The following is a 26135-nucleotide window of genomic DNA, read 5'->3' on the forward strand; positions in this document are numbered from 1 at the left end:
ACCACAACGCACGATCGGAGAAGCTCCGCAAGGCCACCACAGGAACCCGCCAACCACTACAGTGAAGACCGCTCACAGGTGATGAATTTCGCCGAGCACATCTGCTGAAGTTCGCTGAGCCTCGTCAGGAGTGAAGCGGCGTGGGAGAAACTTCTTCTTTGCGTCGGCCTTGGCCATGCCGAGGGTTACGGGGTCCATGTCAGCTCGCGATTCCGGTCAGGTTGCCCGACCCGTCGTAGGTGTAAGTGCGAGTGACCCCGGCCCGAACGTCGGTCGCAACGGTGCCATCGGAGTTGTACGTGTAGGTCGTCGTGACGCCGTTCTCGGTGACCGTGGCGACCGAACCGTCCGAGTTGTAGGTGATCCCGGTCGTCGGAGAAACGGGTGCATAACGGACGTCATGTGCCGCGTGCTTTAACGGACGGGTGTCTGCGGCCGACCCGGGATGTCGAATGTGATCCAACCCGTCCGGCGTACACACGGATTGGATCTAACAAGTTGGCGTTAATCAACTGCAGTGTGCAATTGCGGTTGCGGGTCCTACCGAGGGTGACTCAGCCGTCGTATTTGGATAGGTATCCGGCGGTGATGGCGTCGGCGAGCGAAGGTGCGGCTTTGTCCTTGTCTGACAGTTGGTAATCGAGGGGTTGTCCGTTGCGGCCGTGGGTGGGCCAGGTGATCGCCAGGTCCGGATCAAGTGGGTTCAGGTCGCGGTCGAGGGACGGGGTGTACTCGATCGAGCACAGGTACATCACCGTCGAGCCGTCTTCGAGGGACAAGATCGCATGCCCGAGACCTTCGGGCAGATACACCGCGCGCCGGTCGACGTCGTCGATGAGCACACTGTCCCACTGCCCGAACGTAGGCGAACCAACCCGCAGGTCGACGATCACGTCGAGGAACGCGCCCTTCACGGCGGTGACGTATTTCGCCTGCCCGGGAGGGGTGTCGGTGAAATGGATACCGCGCAGCACCCCGGCCGCGGACACCGAACAGTTCGCCTGCTGTAGCTCGAGCGGCCGCCCGATCGCTTCTTCGAACGCGGTTGATTTGAACCATTCGAAGAACACGCCACGATCGTCACCGAACTGGCGTGGGGTGAACTCGTAGGCGCCGGCGATCTTCAACTCGCGAAAAGTCACGTCTTATTTCCCTCGGTCGAGCAGTTCGAGCAGGTACTGCCCGTAGCCGGATTTGACGAGCTTCTCCGCCCGCTCACGCAGTTCGTCATCGGTGATGAACCCGCGACGCCACGACACCTCCTCGGGGGCGCCGATCTTCATGCCCTGGCGTTCTTCGATGGTACGGACGAAGTTCGAGGCGTCGAGCAGCGAATCGAAGGTGCCGGTATCGAGCCAGGCGGTGCCGCGGGGCAGGACTTCGACGCACAGTTTCCCGGCATCGAGGTAGTGGCGATTGACGTCGGTGATCTCGTACTCCCCGCGCTCGGAGGGCTGCAGATCGCGGGCGATGGTGATGACGTCGTTGTCGTAGAAGTACAGGCCCGGCACCGAGAAGTTCGACTTCGGGACCTTCGGCTTCTCCTCCAAAGAGATCGCTCTGCCGGCGTCGTCGAACTCGATGACACCGTAGGCGGTGGGGTCCTTGACCTCGTAAGCGAAGACGGCGCCGCCGTCGATGGAATCGAAGCGCGACAGCTGCGAACCCAAGCCGGGGCCGTAGAAAATGTTGTCCCCCAGGACGAGGGCGGCGCTGTCGCTGCCGATGTGATCCGCGCCGAGTACGAAGGCTTGCGCGAGACCGTTCGGCTCGTGCTGGACCTGGTAGGTCAGGTTGATGCCGAACTGCGAACCATCGCCGAGCAGACGTTGGAACTGGTCTGCATCCTGCGCGGTGGTGATGATCAGAATGTCGCGGATGTTCGCCAGGATCAACGTCGAGAGCGGGTAGTAGATCATCGGCTTGTCGTAGACAGGCACCAACTGCTTACTGATCCCCATCGTGATCGGATGAAGACGCGAACCGGTACCACCGGCCAAAATGATTCCCCGCATCTTTGCTCCAATCACCACCTCGGTTCTAAGCAGGTTCGATACACTCACCGTCTTGCTCTCTCGGCAATGGCTGTACCTCGCCTAGAATCCGCTGCGAACGCAAGCGCGTCGGCGTAAGACCGGCATACAGAATCCCAGGTGTAACTGTCGAGAGCTCGTTGATATCCCGCTGCACCAAGCGAACTCTGCAACGCGCGGTCCTCAATGACACTGATAACGCCGTCGGCAATTGAAGCAGCGGTGGGTTCGACAAAGACCGCACATGATCCAAGAACTTCCCGGTTAAAGACGGTGTCCCGAGCGACGATAGGTGCACCACACGTCATCGCTTGCACCAACGCCGGATTGGTTCCTCCGACACTGTGGCCGTGGAAATAAGCATTTGCATTCTGCCACAGCGAAAACAGCTTCTGATCGTCACTTACGTGGCCATACCAGTGAATGCGGTCGTTTCGAGACGCCATCGCCTCAACACGCACGTCAAATTCGCCGCCATAACCGGACGATCCTACGATTACAACATCGCACTTTTGAGTGATTGATTCCGCCGCATCGAGAAACTCTGAGACCGTGTTCTCGGGCACAAATCGTGCCACCATTAGAGCGTATGATCCAGTGGAAGGTTTGAACACGGGATCCAAGTCTCCCGGATCAGTGCCTCCATACGGAATAAAAAAACCTGTCCGTCCAAAGTCACGCTCCCATCTCTTGCCCAGTTCGATCGAGTCGTAAACTAAATGATCTGCAAATCTTGCGGTCAGTGACGCGCCGCCACGAAACACCGCTTTGGCGTTCCGGCCCCACTTCTGGCGCTCCCACTCAATACCGTCGACGTTGAGAACACTGGGGATTCTGCGCGACCGCAACAACGGCAGCCAGTAACCGTTAGCCACATTCATAATGAGGGCTACATCGGGCTTCTGCCGTGCAGCCGCTGCGGTCGAGCTGAGTCCATACGACAGCGTGCTCAGTGACCTGGACTCGACACCGCGAGTCATTAGCGACCTCACGCGGTCGTCAACCTCCACATCGTCTGGACGCGTAGCACCGTGCCGCCCGTAGACGGTCACATCCCACCCATCATTTACGAGATAGGGTGCTAGTTTACGAACTAACGTCTCAAACCCGCCATAATAGCTCGGATAGCCCCTAGTACCAATTATCGAAACAGACCTTGACATAGCTCTCTCCTTAACACCCGAGGACACACTCTAAGCTCAACCTGCAAACTAGGCTGCCCCCCACCGTTCGGGGCTTACGACGATAAATCTTTTTCACATTAGGGCGTCCAACCAAAACGAACCAGTCGACAACTATTGCAAGACACCAACCGGCCACTGCACGGACTCGTCTTTCCGAGGCTGAAACAGCTACCCATGCTATGGAGGCTTCAGCAAGTACAGCCATTTGCAACGGAAGATTGAGGGCAGCAGGAATCACGAAGGAGAAGGTGAAGGTGCCCAGAAAGACGTAATAATAGGCAGGGATTCGGCTCTCAGTCGACCTAGCAGAAACCACATGCACTGCGACTAAATTGACCGCCGCTCCCCCGAGTAGCACTCTCCAGTCTGCAACCGCCGATAGGGCGCCCGCGCCTGCTCCAAGGAGGGTGAGGCAAAGGTATATCGTCGACTTAGACATGGTCGTCTGTTAAACGATCGTAATTGACTAACGCTCGATCAAACAACGGATTAAGTACGTCAAGGGTCTTAGTGCCCCATCGCATTTCCGCTGCGATTCTCTCAGGAATGCGAGCCACCCGCGTCCGCCCGGCTAGCTCGGCGTCGAGAAATGCGATGTGCTTTTCCGCTGCTAGAACCGTGACGGACCCCAGGCCACGGGATCCAGCTCCGGCCACGGGCGTGCTTAGCACGGGCAAGCCTGCAGCGCGATACTCATAGGTTTTGATGACGTCACCGCCGACTTCTCCCTCGCCGACTCGGTGCGGTACCCATCCGATGTCAAAAGTTTGCAGGAGGCTTGGCATCTCGTCGTAATGCACATCCCCGATGAGCTTTACATTGGGAATAAACTCGAGACCCGTTTTATATTCCGCGTCCAGAACGGGACCTGCCATCACAAATTGAAAATTTGGCAGCTGTCGTGCCGCTTGTTGAATCAGCTCCAAATCAAGCCGACGCCCAATTTTACCGACATAGCCCACAGTGATCGGTCCTTTAGCGGCACTTATGGTACTGAATCTTTGCGGGTCCACGCCGTTTAGGATCATTGTAACGTCTGATCGCCCGAATCTTCGGGCTAATGCTGCGGTGCCCTCAGAATTCGCGGTGACGTAGGTTGCCGACTCAAACGCGGCAGCGTAGGCTGCCTCAACCTCTTTCTTAATGGCCCCAAAAGCAAAATGGTGTGTCCAGTCGTCTAACAGATCGAGATGGACCATTCGTTGTCCGTTGAACACGATATCCGCAACATTTGAAACTGCTACGAACGGGTTCCACACTAGGGCTGGAATCCGGCCAGAATCTGCACGCGGCCTTCGATATGAATTCTTCGATGTTTCCCACCACCGCTGCCGGTCCGATAGCGACGGCAGGCGCATGGAGTATGAGTTCATCTCGTTGAGGCTCGCATGCTTCGCCGTAAGCGTCATCCGTCGATAGTCACGATACGCAAGCACGGCTGGTTCGGGTCGCGAGTAGACATCGATACGATGGCTGCTTCCGAGTATCTTTGCGGACCACTCTAGAAAGTGACCATCGCGAGTTCGGAACCCCTCACGTATCAATTTTCCACTGCCATGCATAGGGAACGCCAATAGGGTAGGCTCAATTTCCATCTTTAGGCTCCCGGTTCCACATGTTGATCGATATCCTCAAATTGTTCTTTTACTCTCCTGGTTGTCTTCCGTTGCTTACATAAGAGTGCTAGGCCTGCAATCCAGCACACGTAGGAGCAGAGAAGCACTAAGGACACCGCATTGCTGCCACCGACGCGAACCACAGTGAAATTCACCGCGACACTTGCGATAGCGATGGCCAATGACATGAAGGCGGCCAACTTTGTACGGTTAGTCGCAATGACTTTGAGGTAAAGCGGTGCGCTTGCAAACATCACAGCAGATGCCGAGCACAGCGTGATTGCCAGCGACCACGTCGCTGTATACCGGCCGCCTGATACCAAGAAGGTTACCTCTGGGATGAGCAGCACAGCTACCACGCACAACGACACCGACAACAGAATCCAATTGCGCGTCGACTGCCGAAATCTGCCTTCGAACGCATTGGCTAAGTTCCTCGCAACATAGGCTGTTTGTATGGATCGAAACCCTCGGTCCGTCAACGCATAAGCCAGCGTGAATACGGCAATCTCGGGTGCTGGCACCCTTCCGTCCATTACAATCCGGCCCGCGCCACTTACTATCCAAAGCCCAAAATTTAGAATTCCGATCCACTCTGTAAAATAATCGGTCTCTCGCATTGGCTTTGAGATCCACACGGAAGTTCCTAGGCCGACGGCTCCGAATAGATTTCCGACCATTATACAGACCATGGCCCAAGACAGGGATACCGACGGTGCAAGAATAGACATTCCTAGTAACGCAAACACTGGGAATGACGACTTTAGAGCTACTACCAGCAGGTATGAACTGTATTTTCGGCGCCCCAACTCAAGGGAAGCCCGAGCCTCAGCAAGAACAAACGATGCCATTGTCAGCGCAGCAATCACACCAACTGCAACAGATTGCCAGGCTAAAACGCTGTAGAGCGTGCTAGCAAGAGAAGCTAATAATATCGTTAGAACGTCTCGTTGCGTCAACTGTATCTTCGCACCCGACAGCACGGCCGAACGGGCGACACGCGTTCCAATACTTGTCCCAATGACAGCGTTTCCAATGGCCCATATGGCGGTGAGAACGCCATACTTTGCATAATCACTGACGTCTAAGACACGAGTCAGAATCAGTATCTGCCCCAGGGCGAAAAGTACATTCAGAAGCTGTGCTAGGAGAGTTGGCTGCGCGAGCCGATGCGTAAATCTTCTTAGATTATTATTTTCCAAGGCCATGTCAAACTCCTGACGCTGCGCTTGAGGGCGCCTGCTCCAAGAGACACACGAGCTCAGTCGCAACAACCGCTGGTGTCGCCAAGTTCTCGAACCGCAGCCTAGACTGCTTACCGTCTAGCCCAGCAGCCTGACATATCAGGCTTAGAGCCTCGTCGACAGTTGCCCGTTCGCCCAAGTAGGTGACTGTTTCACCAGCAATCTCACGGATTGCGCGTGTTGGGGAAGTAACGATCGGCACCCCAGCCCGCATGGCGTCGATTAACTTCGCCGGAAGTTGAACATCCGCGCCTAGGTCCTCGTTCATCGGGATGAATGCCACATCGATCTGTGAGTAGATTTGAGATAAGCCAGCGTCGGGTGATTCCTCGACGATCCGGTCAGACACAACTCCAGCCTCGACTAGCCCCGACCCCTTGAACACATGTAGTTCAATACTGTCAGAGCCGTTGACAAGGTCCACCAGCAACTTCAGACCCTTGTGGCTTCGCAGGGTTCCGAAAGTGCCGACTCGAATCGGGCGCTCGTTCGAACGCGTGGCCGGCACCACAGGTTCAAGGGCACGGACGTGCGGAACCCTCACTCTCGGCACGAAATTTGAGTCGAAGTTCTCTGCGAGAGCGAATGTTGAAAACGTAAAGCCGTGCGACAGACGTGCAATCTTGCTTTGTGCCATACGGATTCGGTGTGGATGCATCCGGCGGAAAGGGTGCAGAATGATACGGTTCATGACCCTACGCGTGATGAAATCCTGGGCCAATGCTCGATCATCGTCGTCAAGATCAAGGATAACTATGATTGACGGGTCATCAGCTATCGCGCGCCGCACGACGTCAGCTATTGGATCAATCCCTTTGCTAACCCACACCACCCGCTGCACAGTAGAGTCCGAGCTGGTCCAGCGAAGCTGATCCCTTGATGCGAACGGCTTGACTTCTTTCCCGAACTGTCGAATGCCGGACCACTCGGGTCCGTCCTGGAAAGCCCAGACCGCGGTTGGCCCGATCTGTTCAGCCACCGATGCCATTGCCAAAGCACGCCCAACTGCGTTGGAGCTAATTGAGTGCGAGATTATGGAAATTTCGTACACGGTCGTCCTTAGAAGGCACGCCAAGACACGCGTCTGGCGCTTGGGTGAGTGTGGTAAGACGTCAGGCCTCAGTAAGCCCCGTCGCTCCCAGCGACAGCCTTCACGGTCTTGGCAATAATCAGAATGTCCCCAACCATCGACCAGTTCTCCACGTACGAGAGATCGAGTCGCACAGTCTCTTCCCACGACAGGTCGCTCCGACCACTGACCTGCCAGAGACCAGTGATGCCCGGCTTGACGAGGAGACGGCGTCGTACATCTCCGTCGTAGGTCTCTACCTCGCGACGCAACGGCGGACGCGGGCCGACCACGCTCATCTCGCGGCGCAGCACGTTGAAGAACTGGGGCAGCTCGTCGATGCTGTACCGGCGCATGAACTTGCCGACCTTCGTGACCCGCGGATCCTCACGCATCTTGAACAGCACGCCGCCCTCGCTCTCGTTCTGAGCGAGCAGCTTGTCGACCTGCTTGTCGGCGTCCTGAACCATGCTGCGGAACTTGATCATCGGGAACGGCTTACCGTCGATGCCCATGCGCTCCGACTTGTAGAACACCGGACCACGGCTCGTCAGCTTCACAGCCGCAGCCACCACCAGCAGGATCGGAGAGATCAGAAGCAGAACCGTTGCCGCGAAGACGAAGTCGAAAGCCGTTTTGCTGAACCGCGTCGCACCGTTGTACTGCGGCTTCTCCACGTGAATCAGCGGGAAGCCGGCAACGGGACGCATGACCAGGCGCGGACCGGCCACGTCGACCACACCGGGCGCCACGACCAGATCGACGTTCTTCTTCTCGAGGTCCCACACCATCTTGCGAATGCCCTTGTGGCCCAGGTGCTCGGTCGCGGTCACAGCCACGGTATCGGCACCCGACGCCTCGATTGCCTCGGTCACGGTGTGTTCGTCGCCGAGGACAGGTATCTCGTAACCGTCGACGGTCACTGCATCATCGGCGCCGTGCACCTCGTAGCGCGGTAGGCACATGCCGACCACGCTGTAACCGGCCGACGGAGAACGCTCGAACTGCTTGGCCATCGCCACAGCGGCCTTGCGGCTACCGACGATAAGGACCGACGTCTGGTACTGGCCCTTCTTGCGCTGGCCTGCAACGCTCTTACGCCACACCCACCGAGTGAGCAGCAGGCCGAGCAAACCGATCGGCAGAGCGATAGCCAGATAGAGCCGCGCAATGTCGATCTTGAACAGAAGCGACAGAATGGCGATGACGCCGAACAACCGGAACGTCGCCGACACGATGCGGCGATATTCCTCCGCGCCGTTACCGATGACACGCGGCGAGCGCGTACGGAAGATCGCGAGGAACGCGATCCACAGACCAGCCAGCGCGAGCGACACCCCTGTGTATGCGTAGAACGCCGTGGGCTGACCTGCTTGCGCCTCGCCGAAACGAATGAGCTGAGCGAGCGCGACCGCGGTGACGACGACCAGAACGTCCGTGACCCTCAACCGGTCGACGTACTGGTGTTCCCACACGCGCCGAGACGTGAGACGACGAACGCGCCACGCCTGCCTTGCCGGAGATACCCCCTGCGGAGCCTGCTGCACCGATCCCAGTGTTGCCACCGACTCCCCCTCCTTACGATGCTCCGACAGCTTGTGGCCGACGGTCCGATGGGTTCTGAGCGAACCTTCTCCACTCACATCCGCACTGACGTGAAGAAAACCGGTCACTGTTGCCCGCTGTTCGAGCTTTCAAATTTTCGCACGCAGTCAGGTTTAGAACTCTGCCAAGTGGGTTACATCACAGGACGATCACGTAACCATTCCTGGTGTATCACACCCGCAGGTAGCCCTGCAGACACAATGAGAGTAATTCCCGACCAGACCAAGCATCGCTGCACGTCTTCGCGGCGTTACAGCCGGCACCGACCGTCGATCGACTGCCGAATCATGCTGCGACACAGCGTTTCTGTGACATCGATTCACAATCACAACCCCGTTGTCGTGATTGTTAACAACGTAAAAACTTTTCCCGACGCGCATTTCGGACGATGGCAGGCGCCATCCATCACGAAACAATCCATTGAACGGATTGATGCTCGATCGACGATCATTCTGCCGGGTCGTGAGGACACTATCCAAACGGAGACGCAATTGGTTCGTTCAACTGAACGACATTAGTTTTCTCCGTCGGGCACGCTGGTTTTCTTCAGGTCACGGACGACCGAGCCCGCGGTACGTCCAGCCGGCGTCGCGCCATTGCTGCGGATCGAGACAATTTCGGCCGTCGATCAGGACTTTCGCCCGGACCACGCCGTCGAGATCGGCAGGCGTCAAAGCCTTGAACTCTTTCCACTCCGTCAGGACGAGCACGACGTCGGCACCCTCACAGGCGTCGAGCGCCGAGCTGCTGTAGCCGAGCGTCGGGAAGAGCGCACGAGAGTTGTCCGTGGCCTTCGGGTCGTACACGTTGACCGCTGCGCCCTGAAGCTGGATCTGGCCGGCGACATTCAAGGCCGGCGAATCGCGGACGTCGTCGGAATCGGGCTTGAAAGCGGCACCGAGCACGGCGACGCGAGCGCCGAGGAGCGATCCGCAGGCTTCACGCGCCAACTCGACCATGCGGGTGCGTCGTCGCATGTTGATGTTGTCGACCTCGCGGAGGAACGTCAGCGCCTGGTCGGCACCGAGCTCACCGGCGCGAGCCATGAACGCGCGGATGTCCTTGGGGAGGCAGCCACCGCCGAAGCCGATGCCTGCATTGAGGAACTTGCGGCCGATGCGCTCGTCGTGACCGATGGCGTCGGCCAGTATCTTGACGTCCGCTCCAGACGCTTCGCAGACCTCGGCGATGGCGTTGATGAACGAAATCTTCGTGGCCAGAAATGCATTGGCCGACGCCTTGACCAGCTCCGCCGTCGCGAGATCGGTGACGAGGAACGGGATCTGCTCGTCGAGCAGCTGCGCATAGACCTCACGAGCCAGAGCCTCTGCGCGGCCGGGACGGTCACGGTCGACGCCGAGCACCAGACGATCGGGGTGCAGCGTGTCCTTGACGGCAAAGCCTTCGCGGAGGAACTCGGGGTTCCACGCCACCTCGACGTCGTCACCCGCGGGCGAGAGCTCACGAGCCCGCGCACCCAGGCGAGACGCGGTGCCGACGGGAACCGTCGACTTACCGAAGATCACGGCAGGCTTGGTCAGCAGCGGAGCGAGGGTTTCGACGACGGAGTCGACGTACACCATGTCGGCGGCGTACTCGCCCTTCTTCTGGGGCGTGCCCACACCGAGGAAGTGGACGTCGGCGAACTCCGCGGCTTCCTCGTACGACGACGTGAAGCGCAGCCGGCCCGCGGCAATGTTGCGCTGCAGCACCTCTTCGAGGCCGGGCTCGTAGAAGGGGACCTCACCGGCTTCGAGCTTGGCGAGCTTGGCGGGATCGACGTCGACACCCAGAACCTCGTGCCCCAGCTCGGCCATGCACGCCGCATGGGTTGCACCGAGATAGCCCGTGCCGAAAACCGTGATCCGCATGATCTGTGTGTCCCCCGGATTGCAAATGAGTATGCGCAGGAACGTCGACGTTCCAACAGGGAGATAGTAGAGCCACGCACCGACAACTGCCTCATCGGACAACTTCCGTTCATTCGAACGAAATACCAAGTTACTCGCCGGTTTACGTGGGAGGGCGGCCGCGCCACCCGTGCGCGGATGGTTGATCCCTGTTGCAACCACCACGCACGGCTAGACAGGCCGTCGCAACGCATTCAGGTTGGTCAGGATCACACCCGCGATGACCGTGACTCCACCGACGGCCTGGGCGAGAGAGAACGGTTGCCCGAGCGCCACACTGATCAGCACGGTGAAGACGGTGATGAGATTCAGGTACACACCGGCCCGCGCGGGTGGAATGACCGTCAGCGCCTTGTTCCACATGACGTAGGAGATGACCGACGGTCCGAGGCCGACGAACAGCAACGCCCAGATCGGGCCGGATTCGACGGGTATGTGCGGCCCGCCCGTCAGCAGGACCACGGGTGTCAGGACGACGATCACGATGACCGCTTGCACGGCCGTCGCGGTGATCGGCGGGATGGTCGTGCGGCGTCGTCCGAGCAAGGTGTAGGCAGTCCACGCGCAGATGGCGCCGACCATCAGAACGTTGCCGAGGCCGAGGCCCGTCGACACCAAGGTCGTCGGGTGGCCGTCGCTGAGAACCCACAGGACACCGACCAGTGCGACGCCGATGCCCAGCACCGACGTTCTGTTCAGTCGTTGGTGCAGGAACAGCGCGGCGGCGAGGCTGATCAATGCCGGGTTGAACGCGTTGATCAGCGACGCACTGACCGGAGTGGTGTGCTGCAGCGCCGAGTACAGAAGAAAGTTGTAGGCCAGCAGGCCGAAGAGTGCGGGCGCGATCATCGTCGGCCAGGATCTGGCGACCACCGACCAGTCGGGCTTCTCGATCAGCTGAGCCAGAGCAAGCAGCGGGACCAGAGCGATGACCCAGCGCGACGCCGTCAGATCCAGCGGAGAGATCGACGAGACCGCGGCGCCGCCCACGACATAATTGCCTGCCCAGAAGAGTGTGGCGGCAAGGAGGGCACCCATCCCGAGAACAGTGGCGCGAGCGGTGGTGCCGGTGGACATGGGTCAGATTGTGCGGCTTCGCCACCCGTGCGCGCAAAGTTGGCCTCCGCTCGGCCTATTCGCGCACGGCCGGTGCTATCGCAGGTTGAATACGACGTTGTAGGCGGGTCGGCGCCGAATCCTCACTCGAAATCCCGATCCTCACGGCATGCATCGCCTGAGCATTACGAGCGGGAGTGAGGATTCGCGAGCCCGGCCGTCAGCCATCGATTCGCAGCACGATCTTCCCGCTACTCGCTTCGGACCGAGCATGGGCCCGCGCCGCATCTCGGAACGACATGACCTCACTGACGTGCGGCGTGTAGTGCCCGGCGTCGGCAAAGACTGCTGCACGACGCAGTAGAGCCAAGTCGTTTTCGGCGTTCACGCTGCGCACACCCAGGTCGCTCGCACCTCGATGATCTGCGACGGTGACGACATGTGCTGCGCCACCGGCAAGTTCGATCAGCTGAGGAAGCGACCCTGACCCCGCCGCGTCCAAGGCGAGGTCGACGCCGTCGGGAGCCACGGCGCGGACGCGGTCGACGAGTCCGTCGCCGTAGGTCACGGGCGTTACGTTCATGGCACGGAGGCGCTCGTGGTTGGCCTCGCTTGCGGTGCCGACGACGCGCACCCCGTCGGCGACTGCAAAGGCCGCGGCCGCGCTTCCCACGGCACCGGCGGCTCCGTCGACCAGCAGACTCGAGCCGTGGCCCAGTGCGTCCAACGCTCGTAGCGCGGTCACCGACGCCAGCCCCGCCGCGGCAGCCTCGTCGTCGGTCCACACTGCGGGCACCTTCGCCCACGCGGTGAGGACCGCGTACTCGGCGGTCGTGTCGCTGACGCCACCGAGCCCGAACACCTTGTCGCCGATCGCGACATCGGTGACACCGTCACCGAGTTCTTCGACGATGCCCACGGCGTCGCGACCAGGGATGGCCGGTAGCTCGAGCGGCAGAACCTCTTTCAGATGCCCAGCCCGCAGGAGTCTGTCGATCGGATTGATACTGACGGCCAGCACGCGGATGCGCACCGAATTCGGTCCGGCATGCGGATCGGAACGCTCGGCGACTTCGAGCACCGAGGGGTCACCGAACGAGTTGTACTGCACTGCGAGCATTGACGGGCCTTCGCCTTCGAATCGAGGAGTATGTTCGAATCAACCGTAGAACCTCTCGTCGATGTCAGGTTCAAGCCTTTGTGAGGGGAGTCACCTATGCGGATCGGCGAATTGGCGCGACGCACGGGGGCCAGCGTCCGATCGCTGCGCTACTACGAGGAGTGCGGCCTGCTGGATTCACGGCGCAGCGGGTCAGGCGCACACCGTGTCTACGACGCCGACGCGGTCGATCGAGTCAGGCTGCTGCGTCAGCTCTATTCGGCAGGCCTGTCGAGCACCGTCATCGCGTCGATCCTGCCGTGCGTGGACGCGCCGTCGTCGGATGTCACTCGGGAGTCCATCGCAATCATGCTCGCCGAGCACGACCGTCTCGGCGAGCAGATGCAGGCTCTCGCCGAGACGCGTACTCAGCTCAGCTACCTCATCGAGCACGCGAACAGGTATCTCGAAACAGCAACGCCTGCATAATGTCTCGTCACTGATCCAGCTTCTTGATCTCCGACGCCGGAACCCCTGCCACCATCGTCCGAGCCGGAACGTCTCGCGTGACGACGGCACCCGCCGCGACGATGGCGTCGTCGCCTACGGTCACCCCTTGCAAGATCATCGCCGACGCGCCGATCCACACGCCTCGCCCGATGACGATGGGTGCCGACGTGATGCCCGTCCGCCGCTCGTCCGGGCCGATCGGATGGCCCGAGGTGATGAGGCTGACGCTGGGACCGATCATGACGTCGTCGCCGATGTCGATTCCGCCGATGTCGTTGAAACGGCAGCCCTGATTGACGAAGACGTTGCGGCCGACGGTGATGTTGATTCCATGATCCGAATAGACCGGCGGGATGAGATGAAAGGACTCGTCGACGGTTCTGCCGGTCAGCTCGCTCCATGCCGCGCGAATCGCATCCTGCTCTGCATAACGCAGTAAGTTCAGGTCCTCGGTCAGTCGGATCGCGCGTTGGACTCGTTCGACGAAGCTCACCCCAGCATCCTCGTCGGCCCATGGCTCGCGGACAAGACACCCCGTTCCGGTCGAAATGTCGCCTGCGATTTTCGGACCGCATGGCTCGCGCTACGCTGGCGGGGGCTTACGGCCCGATGAAAGGATTCACCCGTGGCAACGATCAGACCCGGAACTGCCTCTGACGCAAGCGAAATCGGCGAGATCTTCAGCGAGGCATTCGACGGTGATCCGGTATGGGCAGCGCACCTGCCCGATGCATCGACGCGACGCCGCGCGCTCGCCGAGTTCTACGCAAGCGAGGCCGAGGGCACACCCGAGCACGTGGACGTCGCAGTCGACGAGGACGGAAAGTTGCTCGGCGCGCTGTTATGGGAACCTCCCGGCCCCCGTGACGAATCCGGCAGCTCGAGTCCTACCGAAGCCGGTCGTGCACATGATCGAGCGATCGAAGATCAACGACCGGACGAACCGCACTGGTACATCCACGACATCGCCACATCGGCGCGAGCCCGAGGTACCGGAGTGGGCACGTCGCTGATTCAGTACCGCCTGGACCAAATCGGTTCCACAACAGCCTTTCTCGAATCCACGACGCCCGCGAGCCGACGACTCTACGAACGATTCGGTTTCGAAGCCCGCATCACCGACGGGATGATTCCCGGCTCGTCGGCCATGATCCGCCGCGCGTGATGGTGAAACAACACCTGCCGACGGACCTTTCGCGAATCCGGACGAGTCAGGCGACCGTGAATCTGACGGTGTTCGCCAAGGGGTTCAGGTAGGTCGTGCTCACCGCGTTGGGCGCGACGACGACCGAGCCGCCACCTGATGGCATCGGGAACGTGACCTGGCCGGTCAGAGGAACGAACGCCCGTGAGTCGGAGGGAAGCAGAATCGACGGATTCCCGCTCCCTGCGCCGTCGGAACCAGAGGCAGACAGGTAGTTCACAGAGATGGCGTTGTGACACTGGGCTGTGAAGAAGGGCAGCCACGTCACACTCACCGTCACCATCCCTGGCCGGTCGTGCGGCGTATGCACGAAGCCCGTCAACTGTCCGCTGCACGGCACCGAAAAATTCACACCCAGTGAGTACGCCACCGGAAGCGGAGTCACGTCCTGGTGATGCGCGTGCGCCAATGCAGGCGCACCGATAGCCGACACCACCACTGCACCGGCAATTGCCGCCAACCTCGCCACCGCTGTCTTGATCATGGGAACGGACCTTACAGACCAGGCAAATCGGGCATTCCGCTCGTCAAGTGTCGTCGTTCCCCAGAAGGCGGCGTTCTAGCACACCTTACGGAAGTTGCGCTTTAATTATGTACATGACTACATTGCCGGTCGCAGATGCACGGGCTCGTCTGTCCAATATCGTCGACGACGCGGAACGTACCCACGCCCGCTACGAGATCACCCGCAACGGCCACCGCGTCGCAGTGCTGCTCGGAGCCGACGATTTCGACGCGCTGCAAGAGACCATTGCCGTCCTGTCGGACCAGGAACTGCTGGCCTCGCACGTCCAGGGACAGACCGAGCTGACCAAGGGTGACAGTCTCGACGCTGAACAGTTGGCAGCGGCCATGAAGGCTGCTGGCCGGTCCGGTCGAGCGTGAGCGAACCCGGCGAACCGTACCGGCTTGTTATCGCGCGGTCCGCGTCCCGCGCCCTCGGGCATAGTCTTCCAGAAAAGGTCGCCGCAGCTGTCTACGAGTTCATCACCGGCGCGCTGCTGGACAATCCCCAGCGGGTGGGCAAACCCCTCGCCCCGCCGCTCGCCCCTGCCTACAGTGCTCGGAGGGGCACCTACCGCGTTCTCTACCTGATCGACACAGAGCAACGCACAGTGCAGGTCACCGCAATTTGGCACCGATCGGATGCCTACCGCTGAAGTGAGTTCGTCCGTCGCTGTGGGCTCCGGATCTGATCGTGTGACGAGATGGACTTCGGCTCTCCGATTGCTGCCGAGAAGCACGAAATACCCGCGGCAGGTCCTCTCGACGCGGAAAACAGACCGCTTTACAGGATCGCGGCTGCGTCGACACAGACCGACCACCCGGTTACGGAGTCGTTCTTGGAACCGAAACAACGAATGTTTGCCGAATCGGGGTCCGGGTAGCCCCGACTCAACTCTTCGGTTGAGACAACAGCTGGGAGCCAGCACCGGCTAGCTCCTGGCTGTCGGCGCGGATGCCCGCAGTACTGTTCGCTGTTGCCTCGCTTACAGTACTGCTGGTGTTCGAGCGTAGTTGCGCCACAACACTTTCGATGCGTGTACACCCAAGTGCACTGCGACACGTGATCACCAGCCTGCCGAATACTTCCAGACCTCCCGTTCTGAGCCTTCAACCGTCCAAACCCTTGTATACCCCCCAGGGTACTTGCATACCCCCCTAGGTATATGGCACAGTCGGCACAGACCTACTTCCACCACCCGACTAGAGCCAGACAGATACCCCCACCCGTATAAGGATCCTTATGCCTCAGCCAGAGATCGCGCCGCCCCACGACACCGAAACGAACGGCGGCCCTACGCCCGGACCCCTCGGCCGAATGGGGTACGCGATGGTCACCCTCCGCAGGTGGGTGTTCGGTTTCTGGCTGATCGCACTCGTCGCTCTGGGATCCGCCGCGCCCTCGGTGTTCGGGTCTCTCGCGGGCGCGGGTTGGCAGGCCAACGGGTCCGAGTCCGTCCAGGTTCGTGAGCTGGCCCAACAACACTTCGGCGGGAACTCGTCGGCCGCAGTACAGGTCGTCATGCACTCCGACAACTCGTCGATCGACTCCCCTGCGATGCAACAGACCCTCACCGAGGTAAGTGACGTTTTTGCCGGCGACAGCCGATTCGGCGAGGTCGTCCCACCACAACCCGGCATGACGATCAGCCCCGACGGGCACACCGGGATAGTCGTCGCAGGCGCGAACGCGAGCACCGACGACATGGTCAAAGCCGTGGACGACGTCAAAGGCGACCTCACCGCACTGTCCGGTGACGGCATCGAGGTGTATCCCACCGGGTCGTCCGCGTTGTGGTCGGACTTCAACAAGGCCAATCACGACGCGATGATCAAAGCCGAATTGTTCTCGTGGCCAGTCACATTGGCGATCATGGTGCTCGCGTTCGGTTCGCTCGTAGCAGCAGGCCTTCCTCTCCTACTGACCGTTGCCGGGCTCGTCGCATCGGCGGGCGGATTGGTCCTACTCAATCAGGTGACACCGATTTCGGTGTGGGCGATGAACTTCGCGATGATGTTCGCGCTCGCGCTGGGCATCGATTACGCCCTGTTCATCGTCTCGCGCTTCCGCGACGCCCTTCGACAGGGCGATCCGCGGGCTGCAGTTGCCGAAACCATGGATACCGCAGGCAAAGCCGTCGTCCTGTCCGGCCTGACCGTCTTGGTCAGCCTGTCCGCGGTCCTGCTCGTTCCGGCGCCTGCGGTGCGGACGATGGCCGTCGGCATCATGCTGGCTGTCGCATTCGTGTTGATCGCCACCATGACGTTGCTTCCTGCAACGCTGGGCGCACTCGGCCCGAAGGTCAACGCCGCGTCACTTCCCTACGCCAAGCGTCAACAGCACCGCTCGCCCAAATTCGCTGCGTGGGGAAACCTCCTGCACAAGCATCCGTGGCCGTTCGCGATCGTCTCCGTCGGCGTTCTCGTCGCGCTGGCGCTGCCGGTTCTCGGACTGAAAGTGGCGATGCCGTCGATCGCCGTCGTCCCGCAGGACGCACCGGTACGCCAGGGCTATGAGCTGGTTCAGGCACAATTGGGCGACGGCGCACCCGGCGCCCTGCAGATAGTCGTCCCGACGTCCGATGCCGGCGTGACCGCGTCGTCGGCCGCCTCGGTCGACGGGATCGCCATGGTCACGCCTCCGCAACCGGCCTCCGATGGGTCCGATTATGCTCTGCTGCAAGCACTTCCGACCGTCGGCCCGTCGGATGCTTCCATGTCCACGATTCTCGCCGATCTACGTGGAGAACTTCCAGAGTCTGCCCTCGTCGGCGGCGCCCCGGCGGAGAATGTAGACCTGCAGCAGGCATTGAACGATTACCTCCCGCTGGTCGTCGGCATCATCCTTGCTCTCGGCTTCGTTCTACTGCTCGTCGCTTTGCAGGCGCCCGTCATCGCGATTCTAGGAACCGTGGTCAGCCTGCTGTCGACGGCTGCAGCGTTCGGTACCGCGAAACTGATCTTCCAGGACGGCCACGGCGCGTCGCTCCTGGGCTTCACACCCCAGGGATTTCTCGACGGCTGGGGCCCGGTCTTCTTCTTCGCGATGATCTTCGCCATCGCCATGGACTACACCGTCTTCTTGCTTGCTACGGCGAAAGAGCATTACGAACGATCCGGCGATCCGAAAACCGCCCAGGTCGACGGCCTCGCGCATTCCGGGCGGGTCATCTTCGCAGCCGCAGCGGTCATGGTGGCGGTGTTCTTCACGTTCGCCTTGTCGGATCCGCTCCCACCCAAGGAAATGGGGATTATTCTCGGTGTCGCCGTCCTGCTCGACGCAGTCCTCATCCGACTGATCCTGCTTCCGGTCCTTCTACGGGTGACCGGCCACGGAGCGTGGTGGTCGCCGCGCTGGCTCCGCAGGATTCTGCCGTCCATACGGTTCTCGCACTGACAAAAGCTCCATCAGACAACGAGTTTCAGTTTTCCGAATCGAACGACGAAAGGACGATGACCATGAACATTGCACTCTCCACCACCGTGACCGACACCGACTTCGACGCCGCCGTCGAGAAGACCAAAGCGGCACTGGCCGAGCAGGGATTCGGAATCCTTACCGAAATCGACATGCAGGCGACGCTGAAAGCCAAACTCGGCGAGGACATGGAGCCGTATCTGATCCTCGGAGCATGCAACCCTCCCCTAGCGCACCGTGCCGTCGGCGTGATGCGACAGATCGGACTACTGCTGCCGTGCAATGTCGTCGTTCGAGCCGACACGTCCACACCCGGATCGGTGATCGTCGAGGCCATGAATCCGGCAGTCATGGTCGAGGTGACGAGCGAGCCAGGTCTGTCCGACGTCGCCGACGAGGCCACCACGAGACTGAAGGCCGCTATCGCCGCCCTGACGGACTAGACGGCCGGGCGATGTTCCTCTATGCCCCCGGGGGTACCCTGGAGCTCATCAACACCCCCTGAGGAGACGGACATGATCGGCGACGAAGACAGCATCGCTTTGGTACTCAACCGCTTGCGACGAGCGCACGGCCAACTCGCCGGAGTCATCGGAATGATCGAGAACGGGCGGGACTGCAAAGACGTCGTCACCCAACTTGCCGCCGTATCCCGAGCCCTGGATCGGGCGGGGTTCAAGATCGTCGCCACCGGTCTGCGCGAATGCATGACCGGCGACACGGCGGACAACAAGGAGCCCATGACCGAAGCGGAGCTGGAGAAACTGTTCCTCGCCCTGGCCTGATCGTCACGGTGCTACACCGGCGACTGAGTCAGCTCCGCGGAACGGCAGTCAGGCGACCGTGAACCTGACCGTGTTCGCCAACGGATCCAAGTACGTCGTGCTCACCCCGTTGGTCGTCACAGTCATCGATCCCCCGCCCGATGCCATGGGGAACGTGATCTGCCCGGTCAGCGGCTGGAAAGCCCGCGACTCGAACGGCAGCAGGATCAGGCGCGTTCCACTACCCTCGCCGTTTTCGCCCACTGCGGACCAGTAGTTCACGAATATCGCGTTGTGGCTGCTCCAGCTCTCCGCAACGAAATGTCCCGACGCGCCCACCTCCACGCCGGGATGCGCCTTGGGTGATTGTGCGGGAGCGACGGAGCCGGACCAGGCTCGGTGTCGCGGTAGCTCTGCTTTCGATCTACGCCCGAGAACACGATCCGATCACTTCGATCCCACGGAGGACGCGCGCGGGTCAGACTGAGGCTTCGTGACCGTAGCCGACGATCGGAGACCGGATGAAGCCTCTCGCCAGGTCCGCGTCTGCGATTGCGGCGGCCGTGATCGCGATCCTGGTCGGTTTCGGCCTCGGCTCGGTCGCGCACGCGAACCCAGCCGTCGACCCGGTCAGCGCCCTGCAGGAAGCCGGCGTCCCCACTGAAGTCGCCGTGTTGGCAGCGCAGCCGACGCTCGTGGCGGGCGGCGTCGACACCGTGAGCTTCGAGTCTCGAGGCGACGCGGTCGTCGATCACGCGGCCCAGCGCGTGACGGTGACGCTCGGCGGGCCGTCCGTACACATCGGTTGGGCCAACCTGCGTACGGGAGATGCGGGGATCAGCGATCGGGCAGGTGTGCTGCCCACCGGCGCCGGGCCGGTGGTGATCGTGGTCTACGGGGACGGCGGTCCTGGTCCGACGGCTGCACTGATTCGGGTGTAATTCACTTACTTGACAAACTGAAGAGTAAGCTGGCCTCGCCGAACCCCGTCGAGAAAGTGGCCACGTCATGCCCGAAACGAACGCCAATCGCTACGTCCACATCGTCGCTCCGAAGCAAGCCGAGACCGTCGAAGAGACGCGCATGCCGGAGCCGTCCGAATTCGGCGTCGTCGTCGCGATCACCTACTGCGGAATCTGCGCGACGGATACACACGGCTACTCGTCGGCTGCGCTGCCGCCGGCGGTGTTCGGGCACGAGTGGACCGGAAAGGTGCTGGCCATCGGATCGGGCGTGACGACGGTGACGGTCGGGCAGCGGGTCGTGGCAGGCGTCGGGCCTGCGTGCGGCAAGTGCGCCATGTGCACCGCCGGTCATGCGGCGCACTGCGATCTCGCCTTCGCCGAGGCCAACGGAATCACCGACGACGCACCCGTCCACGGCGGCTTCGGCACGGTCCTCGCGGTCTCCGAGCGTCGTGTCGTCCCCGTCCCCGACGCGCTGTCCGACGAAGAGGCAGCCCTCGTCGAACCCGCCACAGTCACGTTCCACGCCGTCAAGCGCACGGCGATGAAGGTGGGATCGACGGTGGTCGTGCAGGGCGCAGGCCCGATCGGACTCCTCACGGCACAGCACGCACGCAACAGCGGCGCGGGACGTGTCATCGTGTCGGAGCCGTCGCAGGCGCGTCGTGACGCGGCCGTGAAGCTGGGGTTCCGCGATGTGGTCGAGCCGTCGGAACTCGCGGATGTCTTGAAGGCCGCCACCAACGGGCTCGGTGCCGACGTGCTGTTCGAATGCACCGGCGTCGCACAGCTTTTCCAGCCGTCGGCCGAGTTGGTGCGCCGCGGCGGAATCCTGTCGCTGCTCGGCTACCCGGGCACGGACTCGCAGGTCAGCTACGGCGACTGGCAGAGTCGCGAACTGACGGTCATCGGATCGCTGGCCTATTCGCACGAGGACTTCGTCGGATCGATGACGGCGATCGCCGAGGGCCGCGTCGACGTGCTGTCACTGCACACCGGAACCATCGGCTTGGGTGAGTTGACCGCAATGTTCGACGAGTTGGATTCGGGACAGAGCGTGCACGCGAAGGTTCTGGTGGATCCGCGGCGGTAGGTCGTTCACACTGTGGTCGTGAGGAAACTGTCGACCGCAGCGATCTTGGCCGTGCTCGGCGCCGCAGGACTGTTCAACGGAGTGTCCTTGGTGACCGATTCCTCGGGCCGTTCGCTGGGATTGCGCGTCGACATGCTCCCGTCGTGGCACACGTGGGACTACCGCTACTCGGGCCTGTTCGTGCTGGTGTTCCTCGGGATGTTGCCGCTCCTCTGCGCGACGGCGTTGCTCGTCGACATCACCGGGGCATCCACTGCGGCAGGACTGATCGGGGCTTTGGCCATCGGGTGGGTGCTGTGGCAGATCGTCGTGCTCGACCTGTGGGTCCCGAGGGCGCACCTCGCGTTGATCGTCGCCGGTGCGGCATTGGTTCTGCTGTCGGGAATCTCGTTGCGCCGCAGGCGCTCAGCTCAGGAGACGTTCAAGTAGGGCGTCCACGCCACGAACGAGCGGCCCATGGATGTGCACGTGAGTTGACCCTTGACGCCGACTTCGCACGTCGCACCGCCGTAGCTGAGTGTGCCCTGCAGCGGCGTGCTTCCGGCCCGGCCGCGAGGACCACCGATGCCGAACGTCGGGTGCGCAGGGAACCACGGAACATCGATCTGTACGTCGTAGACGCGAGGTGTGAACGGGACCTGGCTCATGATCATGCCGTTCGGAAGATCGCAGCCCACGATTCCGCCCGGATACATCGCGCAGTTCGCAGCTGGCCCGTACGAGAAGTACGCGGTATCGCCCTGCAGATAGTTGGCTGGGTTCTGCGGCGCGGGAGCATATTCGTCCGCGGACGCGGTGCCTGCGGAAAGAACCATGGCTGCAGCGCCGGCGGCTGCCACAGCGACGAGCTTCTTGATCGAGAGCATCTGACGTCTCCTTGCCGTTGATTCCCGGGCACGGGGTGTGTCGACGGTCGGGTGGGGGGTGTTACGTCGTCGCCTGCTGCGGAATCCTCACGGCGATTCCTGATTCTCATCCAATGCATCGCGTGAGGAGTGGAGGTGCGGGTGAGGATTCCGGAGGGCGCTGCGGTGGTCCCCGTACATCCCGAGCCGCGGACAGTTCACCGCGGCCTGACCGAGGACCCTGAACCACCCACTTCCCTTTCCGCAGCACTGATGGCATCATCTATCGATATTCGATAGCTTTGTATCGGATATCGATAGAAAGGACTCGTCATGGGACGGATCGTCGTCGCGGCTCTTCGAGTCGTCATCGCGCTCGCGCTTGCGGGTTCGGTGTTCGTGCAAGCCGTCATGGTGCCGTTGACGTGGATTGATCTCGACGACGCGCCCGCCTCGGTGCGTGTACCGCTGGTCGTGATCGTCGTGCTCGGGATCGTCACCCTCCAAATAGTCGCGATCTGCGTGTGGAGGCTACTGACGCTGGTCCGCAAGGGAACCGTGTTCTCCACCAGATCTTTTCGGTTCGTCGACGTCATCATCGGCGCCGTGACGGCAGCTGCCGTTCTCGCGTTCGCCCTCGCGGTGGTGTTGGCTCCGGGAGAAGCGGTGCCGCCGGGAATCGTTGGGTTGATCTGCGGCGCATCGTTGGTGATCGGAGGAGTGGCTCTACTGGTCCTCGTACTGAGAATGCTTTTGTCACAAGCGGTTGCGCGCGATACCGAAGCCACCAAGCTGCAGTCCGAACTCGACGAAGTCATCTGATGCCCATCGTCATCGACATCGACGTCATGCTCGCGCGTCGGAAAATGTCCGTCGGCACTCTCGCCGAACTCGTCGGCGTGACGCCTGCCAACATCGCCGTGCTGAAGAACGGGCGCGCGAAGGCCGTTCGCTTCACGACACTCGAAGCGCTCTGCGAAGCACTGGACTGCCAGCCCGGCGACCTACTTCGGTGGGAGCCCGCTTCCGACCTACGAATCGCCGACGCGTAAGCCCGGATCTGTTGCGACGGTGATCATCTGGTCTCGTGTGAGGACATCACTCGACACATCGATCTTGCTGCCGTCCGGCACGTAAGCGATAACGCGGCGATCGGAGATGTCCAGAACGATTCCATCGTCGTCGGTACGTCGTTCGTCGACGGTTCCGGCGAAACAAGGGCCGGGCCCGTCGTCGGAGTGCAGCACCCGCACGGCCAGCTGTCCGGCGCGGCCGTCGACGGACACCTTTCCGATCGCGGTTACTTCCTCCCCGCCGGTCGTTGACTCGAAAGCGAACGGAGGCCACGACGGATCCGGTTCGACGACGACGTCCTCCGGCACCGACTGCACCAACGCGTCGGACAGTGCTTTCATCTCTGGTTCGGACAGCCAGGAAGCGTCGCCGCCACCAACAATCGCAAAATTGATGCGCTCCATCTCCTCCGGTTGGATGACCTCGTCGCATCCGGGGATCGAGATTGCGTCGGACTGCGGCTCGTTCGACAGACCCGCGACGACGGTGCCCGCCGCGACGATTCCGACGATCACTGCCGCCGTCGACCATGCAGATCCGCGTGCGCTTTCGGTGCTCATGGAGGTAATCGTATGGGTGCCGCTGTAGCTGCAACTCGCATGCAACCAAAGCCTGGATACGCTCGAGCCGGGCGAGAGTGGAGCCTGCAGGAACGAACCAATTCAGGAGGCAGACATGACCGAACCCGTGACCCTGCGCCAGCTCACCGGCCTACCCGATGCTCCGGCTGCGCTGAGCGACTCCACCCTTGTGATGATCGACTGCCAGAACACGTACACCGAGGGTGTGCTCGAACTCGAGAACGTTCAGCCCGCTTTGGATGCTGCGGCAGCGCTGCTCGATCGTGCGCGACGCGCAGGCACCCCGATCGTGCACATCATGCACGACGCGGGCGTCGGAACCCCGTACGACGTCACGGCCGACATCGGCCGAATCGTCGACCGCGTCGCACCCCAGGGCGACGAGAAGGTCATCGTCAAGAACTTCCCGAATTCGTTCGTCGGCACCGACCTCGACGACACGTTGAAGGCGCTCGGCCACGAGAAATTGTTGTTGGCGGGCTTCATGACTCACATGTGCATCAACTCCAGCGCGCGTGGGGCGTTCAGTCTCGGATATCAGCCGACCGTCGTCGCAAGTGCAACCGCAACACGACGCCTTCCCGACGCGGCCGCCTCGGCTCTGCAGGTAGCCAGCCTCGCCGCGATTTCCGATCTGTTCGGCGTCGTGGCTCCCGACGTCGCGTCCATACCCGACTGATCTGTAAGGTGCGTCGAGACCCGCGCACACCCGATGGGAGGGCACCGACATGGTCACCGTGCACGGACCCACCGTCGACGATCAGACGAGATGCATCCATTACGCGACGGCCCTCGACATCGTCGCGATGGAGTTCCACTGCTGCGGCAAGTTCTATCCGTGCTACCTGTGCCATGACGAGACCGAGGATCATGCGCGGACCGTCTGGCCTGCGTATACCTTCGACTCCCCCGCGATTCTGTGCGGCGTTTGTCGTACTCGCATCAGCATCGAGAGCTACCTGAACGTTACCGAATGCCCGCACTGCTCTTCGGCATTCAATCCGGGGTGCAGGCTCCACAGTCACCTCTACTTCGACGCGCAGACCGGTTGATAGATTCGGGGCATGGCCGCCCCCGTCGAGGACGAACAGACCCGAGTCGCGAAGCTGATCGACGCCCAGGCAAAAGCCGTCGCACTGTTCGACGCCATCACCGACCGCGGCTTGATCCGCGCCGGCGCGCAGGAGAAGCAGGTCAGCGACCAGATCCGCGACCTCGCGTCGGACATGTTCGGAACGACCAAGTTCTGGCACAAGCGCATCGTCCGCAGCGGCGTCAACACGCTCGAGCCCTATCGCCAGAACCCGCCGAACAGGACGATCGCCGACGACGACATCGTCTTCTGCGACTTCGGCCCGATCTTCGAGCAGTGGGAAGCCGACTTCGGCCGCACCTACGTCTTGGGTGACGACCCGATCAAACACCGATTGCGCGACGCCCTCCCAACGGTGTTCGATGCCGGCCGCGCCCACTTCGAGGCCCATCCCGACATCACCGGAGAGCAGCTGTATGCCCGAGTCGTCGAACTCGCCGAAGAGTCCGGGTGGGAGTTCGGAGGCTCCATCGCAGGGCATCTCGTCGGTGAGTTCCCCCACGAGAAGATCGCCGGCGAGGAGATCGGTTCCTACATCGCGCCCGGGAGCGATCGGCCGATGCGCCGCGACGACCGATCCGGGCGCCGATGCCACTGGATCCTCGAGATTCACCTCGTCGACCGCGAGCGCGGAATCGGCGGGTTCTACGAGGAGCTGCTCGACCTGGGGCATGGGTCGGTTTGATCGGAGGGAGTCGGCACCGGTCCCGACTCACGAAAGCCGTTGTGGCCTTGGCACTTGACCTCGAGTCCGCTTCAGGTTCTACCGTTGCGTGCATGAATTCGACGCGCCCGATGCAACCACCCGAACGTCAGCCTCTCGGATTTTGGACCGTCCGCGCAGGCGAGGCTATTCGTCGACGCACGCAGGGCGCATTACGCGACATTGGTATGACACAACCCGAATGGTGGCTGCTACACCAGATTTCGCTCCATCCCGGCGGTGTCGCCCGCAACGCGACGGTCGAGAAGATCGGACACAACGACACACCCCGGGCGATCGTCGACGCCATCGAATCGGCCATGTCGAAAGGGTGGATTTCCGCATCGATTTCGATGTTGACGTTCACCATTGCTGGTGCGGAGCAGTTCACTCGCGCGGAAACGTTGCAGCGCGAACTGCAGACCGAGCGCATGCAGGGCATCACCGAAGACGAATTCGCAACGACAATTCTGGTCCTGCAGCGCACGATCGAGAACGTCGGAGGCGACGCCTGGCACTGGTGATGCCGTCGGCCGTACTTGTCGGAGGGTCGTTGTATCTTCCC

The 26135-nt window shown here is 61.5% G+C and carries 33 protein-coding genes; 16 read left to right on the forward strand and 17 right to left on the reverse strand.

The genetic code is table 11. The features are described from left to right. Positions 1 to 72: 72 nt before the first annotated feature. The 12 genes from RhoFasB10_RS26615 to RhoFasB10_RS09370 all read right to left on the reverse strand — a co-directional run bounded on the left by RhoFasB10_RS26615 (position 73) and on the right by RhoFasB10_RS09370 (position 12837). Positions 73 to 198 (reverse strand): hypothetical protein, encoded by a 126-nt coding sequence (locus RhoFasB10_RS26615; RefSeq protein WP_277345858.1) that lies wholly within the window; start codon positions 196 to 198, stop codon positions 73 to 75. Between the two features lies 1 nt (position 199). After that, positions 200 to 481 carry a hypothetical protein gene (locus RhoFasB10_RS09320; RefSeq protein ID WP_167676152.1) on the reverse strand — a complete coding sequence of 94 codons (282 nt, stop codon included), beginning with the start codon at positions 479 to 481 and terminating at the stop codon, positions 200 to 202. A 73-nt stretch (positions 482 to 554) separates the two neighbouring features. Further along, the gene (gene rfbC / locus RhoFasB10_RS09325) at positions 555 to 1142 is read right to left on the reverse strand and encodes a dTDP-4-dehydrorhamnose 3,5-epimerase (RefSeq protein ID WP_167676154.1); all 588 of its coding nucleotides are present in this window, start codon (positions 1140 to 1142) and stop codon (positions 555 to 557) included. A 3-nt stretch (positions 1143 to 1145) separates the two neighbouring features. Continuing rightward, positions 1146 to 2015 (reverse strand): glucose-1-phosphate thymidylyltransferase RfbA, encoded by an 870-nt coding sequence (gene rfbA, locus RhoFasB10_RS09330; protein ID WP_068422977.1) that lies wholly within the window; start codon positions 2013 to 2015, stop codon positions 1146 to 1148. A 44-nt stretch (positions 2016 to 2059) separates the two neighbouring features. After that, positions 2060 to 3196 (reverse strand): glycosyltransferase, encoded by a 1137-nt coding sequence (locus RhoFasB10_RS09335; RefSeq protein WP_084423600.1) that lies wholly within the window; start codon positions 3194 to 3196, stop codon positions 2060 to 2062. Between the two features lie 452 nt (positions 3197 to 3648). Beyond that, complete coding sequence (locus tag RhoFasB10_RS09340; protein WP_167674239.1) at positions 3649 to 4626, reverse strand: glycosyltransferase; 978 nt, start codon at positions 4624 to 4626, stop codon at positions 3649 to 3651. A 188-nt stretch (positions 4627 to 4814) separates the two neighbouring features. Next, positions 4815 to 6041: a hypothetical protein gene (locus RhoFasB10_RS09345; RefSeq protein ID WP_157105246.1), complete on the reverse strand. Its 1227-nt coding sequence runs from the start codon at positions 6039 to 6041 to the stop codon at positions 4815 to 4817. Position 6042: 1 nt separating this feature from the next. Continuing rightward, positions 6043 to 7056: a glycosyltransferase gene (locus RhoFasB10_RS26620; protein WP_167674238.1), complete on the reverse strand. Its 1014-nt coding sequence runs from the start codon at positions 7054 to 7056 to the stop codon at positions 6043 to 6045. Positions 7057 to 7196: 140 nt separating this feature from the next. Then, on the reverse strand, positions 7197 to 8693 hold the full coding sequence (locus RhoFasB10_RS09355; RefSeq protein ID WP_068423016.1) for a sugar transferase: 1497 nt from the start codon (positions 8691 to 8693) through the stop codon (positions 7197 to 7199). Between the two features lie 609 nt (positions 8694 to 9302). Next, positions 9303 to 10622, reverse strand: coding sequence for a UDP-glucose/GDP-mannose dehydrogenase family protein (locus RhoFasB10_RS09360; protein ID WP_167676156.1), 1320 nt, complete (start codon positions 10620 to 10622; stop codon positions 9303 to 9305). Between the two features lie 210 nt (positions 10623 to 10832). Next, positions 10833 to 11738 (reverse strand): DMT family transporter, encoded by a 906-nt coding sequence (locus RhoFasB10_RS09365; RefSeq protein WP_167676158.1) that lies wholly within the window; start codon positions 11736 to 11738, stop codon positions 10833 to 10835. Positions 11739 to 11937: 199 nt separating this feature from the next. Next, positions 11938 to 12837, reverse strand: coding sequence for an NADP-dependent oxidoreductase (locus RhoFasB10_RS09370; RefSeq protein ID WP_068422966.1), 900 nt, complete (start codon positions 12835 to 12837; stop codon positions 11938 to 11940). A 96-nt stretch (positions 12838 to 12933) separates the two neighbouring features. Between RhoFasB10_RS09370 and RhoFasB10_RS09375 the strand changes: the two genes are divergently transcribed. Beyond that, positions 12934 to 13305 (forward strand): MerR family transcriptional regulator, encoded by a 372-nt coding sequence (locus RhoFasB10_RS09375; RefSeq protein ID WP_068422963.1) that lies wholly within the window; start codon positions 12934 to 12936, stop codon positions 13303 to 13305. Positions 13306 to 13312: 7 nt separating this feature from the next. On the opposite strand, the gene RhoFasB10_RS09380 is transcribed toward RhoFasB10_RS09375, so the two are convergent. Continuing rightward, positions 13313 to 13819 carry a DapH/DapD/GlmU-related protein gene (locus tag RhoFasB10_RS09380; RefSeq protein ID WP_157105244.1) on the reverse strand — a complete coding sequence of 169 codons (507 nt, stop codon included), beginning with the start codon at positions 13817 to 13819 and terminating at the stop codon, positions 13313 to 13315. A gap of 132 nt (positions 13820 to 13951) precedes the next feature. Between RhoFasB10_RS09380 and RhoFasB10_RS09385 the strand changes: the two genes are divergently transcribed. After that, the gene (locus RhoFasB10_RS09385; protein ID WP_167676160.1) at positions 13952 to 14491 is read left to right on the forward strand and encodes a GNAT family N-acetyltransferase; all 540 of its coding nucleotides are present in this window, start codon (positions 13952 to 13954) and stop codon (positions 14489 to 14491) included. Between the two features lie 46 nt (positions 14492 to 14537). Here the strand turns inward: RhoFasB10_RS09385 and RhoFasB10_RS09390 are convergent, their stop codons facing one another. Further along, a complete protein-coding gene (locus RhoFasB10_RS09390) occupies positions 14538 to 15014 on the reverse strand; it encodes a hypothetical protein (RefSeq protein ID WP_068422953.1) in 477 nt (158 codons plus the stop codon). Between the two features lie 113 nt (positions 15015 to 15127). On the opposite strand from RhoFasB10_RS09390, the gene RhoFasB10_RS09395 reads away from it, so the two are divergent. The 5 genes from RhoFasB10_RS09395 (at position 15128) to RhoFasB10_RS09415 (ending at position 19237) form a co-directional block, all read left to right on the forward strand. Beyond that, positions 15128 to 15415, forward strand: coding sequence for a type II toxin-antitoxin system Phd/YefM family antitoxin (locus RhoFasB10_RS09395; protein ID WP_240931003.1), 288 nt, complete (start codon positions 15128 to 15130; stop codon positions 15413 to 15415). Next, complete coding sequence (locus RhoFasB10_RS26315; protein ID WP_068422943.1) at positions 15412 to 15690, forward strand: type II toxin-antitoxin system RelE/ParE family toxin; 279 nt, start codon at positions 15412 to 15414, stop codon at positions 15688 to 15690. The genes RhoFasB10_RS09395 and RhoFasB10_RS26315 overlap by 4 nt, the downstream gene beginning before the upstream one ends. Before the next feature lie 587 nt (positions 15691 to 16277). Further along, the gene (locus tag RhoFasB10_RS09405; protein ID WP_084423597.1) at positions 16278 to 18431 is read left to right on the forward strand and encodes an MMPL family transporter; all 2154 of its coding nucleotides are present in this window, start codon (positions 16278 to 16280) and stop codon (positions 18429 to 18431) included. Between the two features lie 62 nt (positions 18432 to 18493). Continuing rightward, positions 18494 to 18895 (forward strand): DUF302 domain-containing protein, encoded by a 402-nt coding sequence (locus tag RhoFasB10_RS09410; protein WP_068423011.1) that lies wholly within the window; start codon positions 18494 to 18496, stop codon positions 18893 to 18895. Positions 18896 to 18967: 72 nt separating this feature from the next. After that, the gene (locus RhoFasB10_RS09415) at positions 18968 to 19237 is read left to right on the forward strand and encodes a metal-sensitive transcriptional regulator (RefSeq protein ID WP_068422936.1); all 270 of its coding nucleotides are present in this window, start codon (positions 18968 to 18970) and stop codon (positions 19235 to 19237) included. Between the two features lie 48 nt (positions 19238 to 19285). On the opposite strand, the gene RhoFasB10_RS09420 is transcribed toward RhoFasB10_RS09415, so the two are convergent. Then, the gene (locus RhoFasB10_RS09420) at positions 19286 to 19498 is read right to left on the reverse strand and encodes a hypothetical protein (protein ID WP_240931004.1); all 213 of its coding nucleotides are present in this window, start codon (positions 19496 to 19498) and stop codon (positions 19286 to 19288) included. A 239-nt stretch (positions 19499 to 19737) separates the two neighbouring features. Here RhoFasB10_RS09420 and RhoFasB10_RS09425 point away from each other — a divergent pair, with 239 nt between their 5' ends. The 3 genes from RhoFasB10_RS09425 (at position 19738) to RhoFasB10_RS09435 (ending at position 21703) form a co-directional block, all read left to right on the forward strand. Beyond that, positions 19738 to 20157, forward strand: a complete 420-nt coding sequence (locus tag RhoFasB10_RS09425; protein ID WP_068422933.1) for a hypothetical protein — start codon at positions 19738 to 19740, stop codon at positions 20155 to 20157. A 67-nt stretch (positions 20158 to 20224) separates the two neighbouring features. Continuing rightward, positions 20225 to 21274, forward strand: a complete 1050-nt coding sequence (locus RhoFasB10_RS09430; RefSeq protein ID WP_068422930.1) for a zinc-binding dehydrogenase — start codon at positions 20225 to 20227, stop codon at positions 21272 to 21274. An 18-nt stretch (positions 21275 to 21292) separates the two neighbouring features. After that, the gene (locus RhoFasB10_RS09435) at positions 21293 to 21703 is read left to right on the forward strand and encodes a hypothetical protein (protein WP_254303434.1); all 411 of its coding nucleotides are present in this window, start codon (positions 21293 to 21295) and stop codon (positions 21701 to 21703) included. Here RhoFasB10_RS09435 and RhoFasB10_RS09440 read toward each other — a convergent pair. Beyond that, entirely contained in the window at positions 21685 to 22140 is a 456-nt protein-coding gene (locus RhoFasB10_RS09440) for a hypothetical protein (RefSeq protein ID WP_068422925.1), read from the reverse strand. The two genes, RhoFasB10_RS09435 and RhoFasB10_RS09440, sit on opposite strands and share 19 nt — an antisense overlap. A 312-nt stretch (positions 22141 to 22452) precedes the next feature. Between RhoFasB10_RS09440 and RhoFasB10_RS09445 the strand changes: the two genes are divergently transcribed. Together RhoFasB10_RS09445 and RhoFasB10_RS09450 are read left to right on the forward strand one after the other, a co-directional pair. Next, positions 22453 to 22941 carry a DUF2975 domain-containing protein gene (locus RhoFasB10_RS09445; RefSeq protein ID WP_068422921.1) on the forward strand — a complete coding sequence of 163 codons (489 nt, stop codon included), beginning with the start codon at positions 22453 to 22455 and terminating at the stop codon, positions 22939 to 22941. Further along, positions 22941 to 23171, forward strand: a complete 231-nt coding sequence (locus RhoFasB10_RS09450) for a helix-turn-helix transcriptional regulator (protein ID WP_068422918.1) — start codon at positions 22941 to 22943, stop codon at positions 23169 to 23171. Before RhoFasB10_RS09445 ends, RhoFasB10_RS09450 begins: the two co-directional genes overlap by 1 nt. On the opposite strand, the gene RhoFasB10_RS09455 is transcribed toward RhoFasB10_RS09450, so the two are convergent. Continuing rightward, complete coding sequence (locus RhoFasB10_RS09455) at positions 23151 to 23753, reverse strand: hypothetical protein (RefSeq protein ID WP_068422915.1); 603 nt, start codon at positions 23751 to 23753, stop codon at positions 23151 to 23153. The two genes, RhoFasB10_RS09450 and RhoFasB10_RS09455, sit on opposite strands and share 21 nt — an antisense overlap. Positions 23754 to 23868: 115 nt before the next feature. Between RhoFasB10_RS09455 and RhoFasB10_RS09460 the strand changes: the two genes are divergently transcribed. The 4 genes from RhoFasB10_RS09460 to RhoFasB10_RS09475 all read left to right on the forward strand — a co-directional run bounded on the left by RhoFasB10_RS09460 (position 23869) and on the right by RhoFasB10_RS09475 (position 26094). Beyond that, positions 23869 to 24453: an isochorismatase family protein gene (locus tag RhoFasB10_RS09460; RefSeq protein ID WP_068422912.1), complete on the forward strand. Its 585-nt coding sequence runs from the start codon at positions 23869 to 23871 to the stop codon at positions 24451 to 24453. A gap of 49 nt (positions 24454 to 24502) precedes the next feature. After that, a complete protein-coding gene (locus RhoFasB10_RS09465) occupies positions 24503 to 24826 on the forward strand; it encodes a CHY zinc finger protein (protein ID WP_068422909.1) in 324 nt (107 codons plus the stop codon). A 12-nt stretch (positions 24827 to 24838) separates the two neighbouring features. Next, positions 24839 to 25552: a M24 family metallopeptidase gene (locus tag RhoFasB10_RS09470; RefSeq protein WP_068422906.1), complete on the forward strand. Its 714-nt coding sequence runs from the start codon at positions 24839 to 24841 to the stop codon at positions 25550 to 25552. A 206-nt stretch (positions 25553 to 25758) separates the two neighbouring features. Further along, positions 25759 to 26094, forward strand: coding sequence for a hypothetical protein (locus RhoFasB10_RS09475; RefSeq protein ID WP_240931005.1), 336 nt, complete (start codon positions 25759 to 25761; stop codon positions 26092 to 26094). Positions 26095 to 26135: the final 41 nt, after the last annotated feature.

This window comes from Rhodococcus sp. B10 (assembly GCF_011770055.1).
GTDB lineage: Bacteria > Actinomycetota > Actinomycetes > Mycobacteriales > Mycobacteriaceae > Rhodococcoides > Rhodococcoides kyotonensis_B.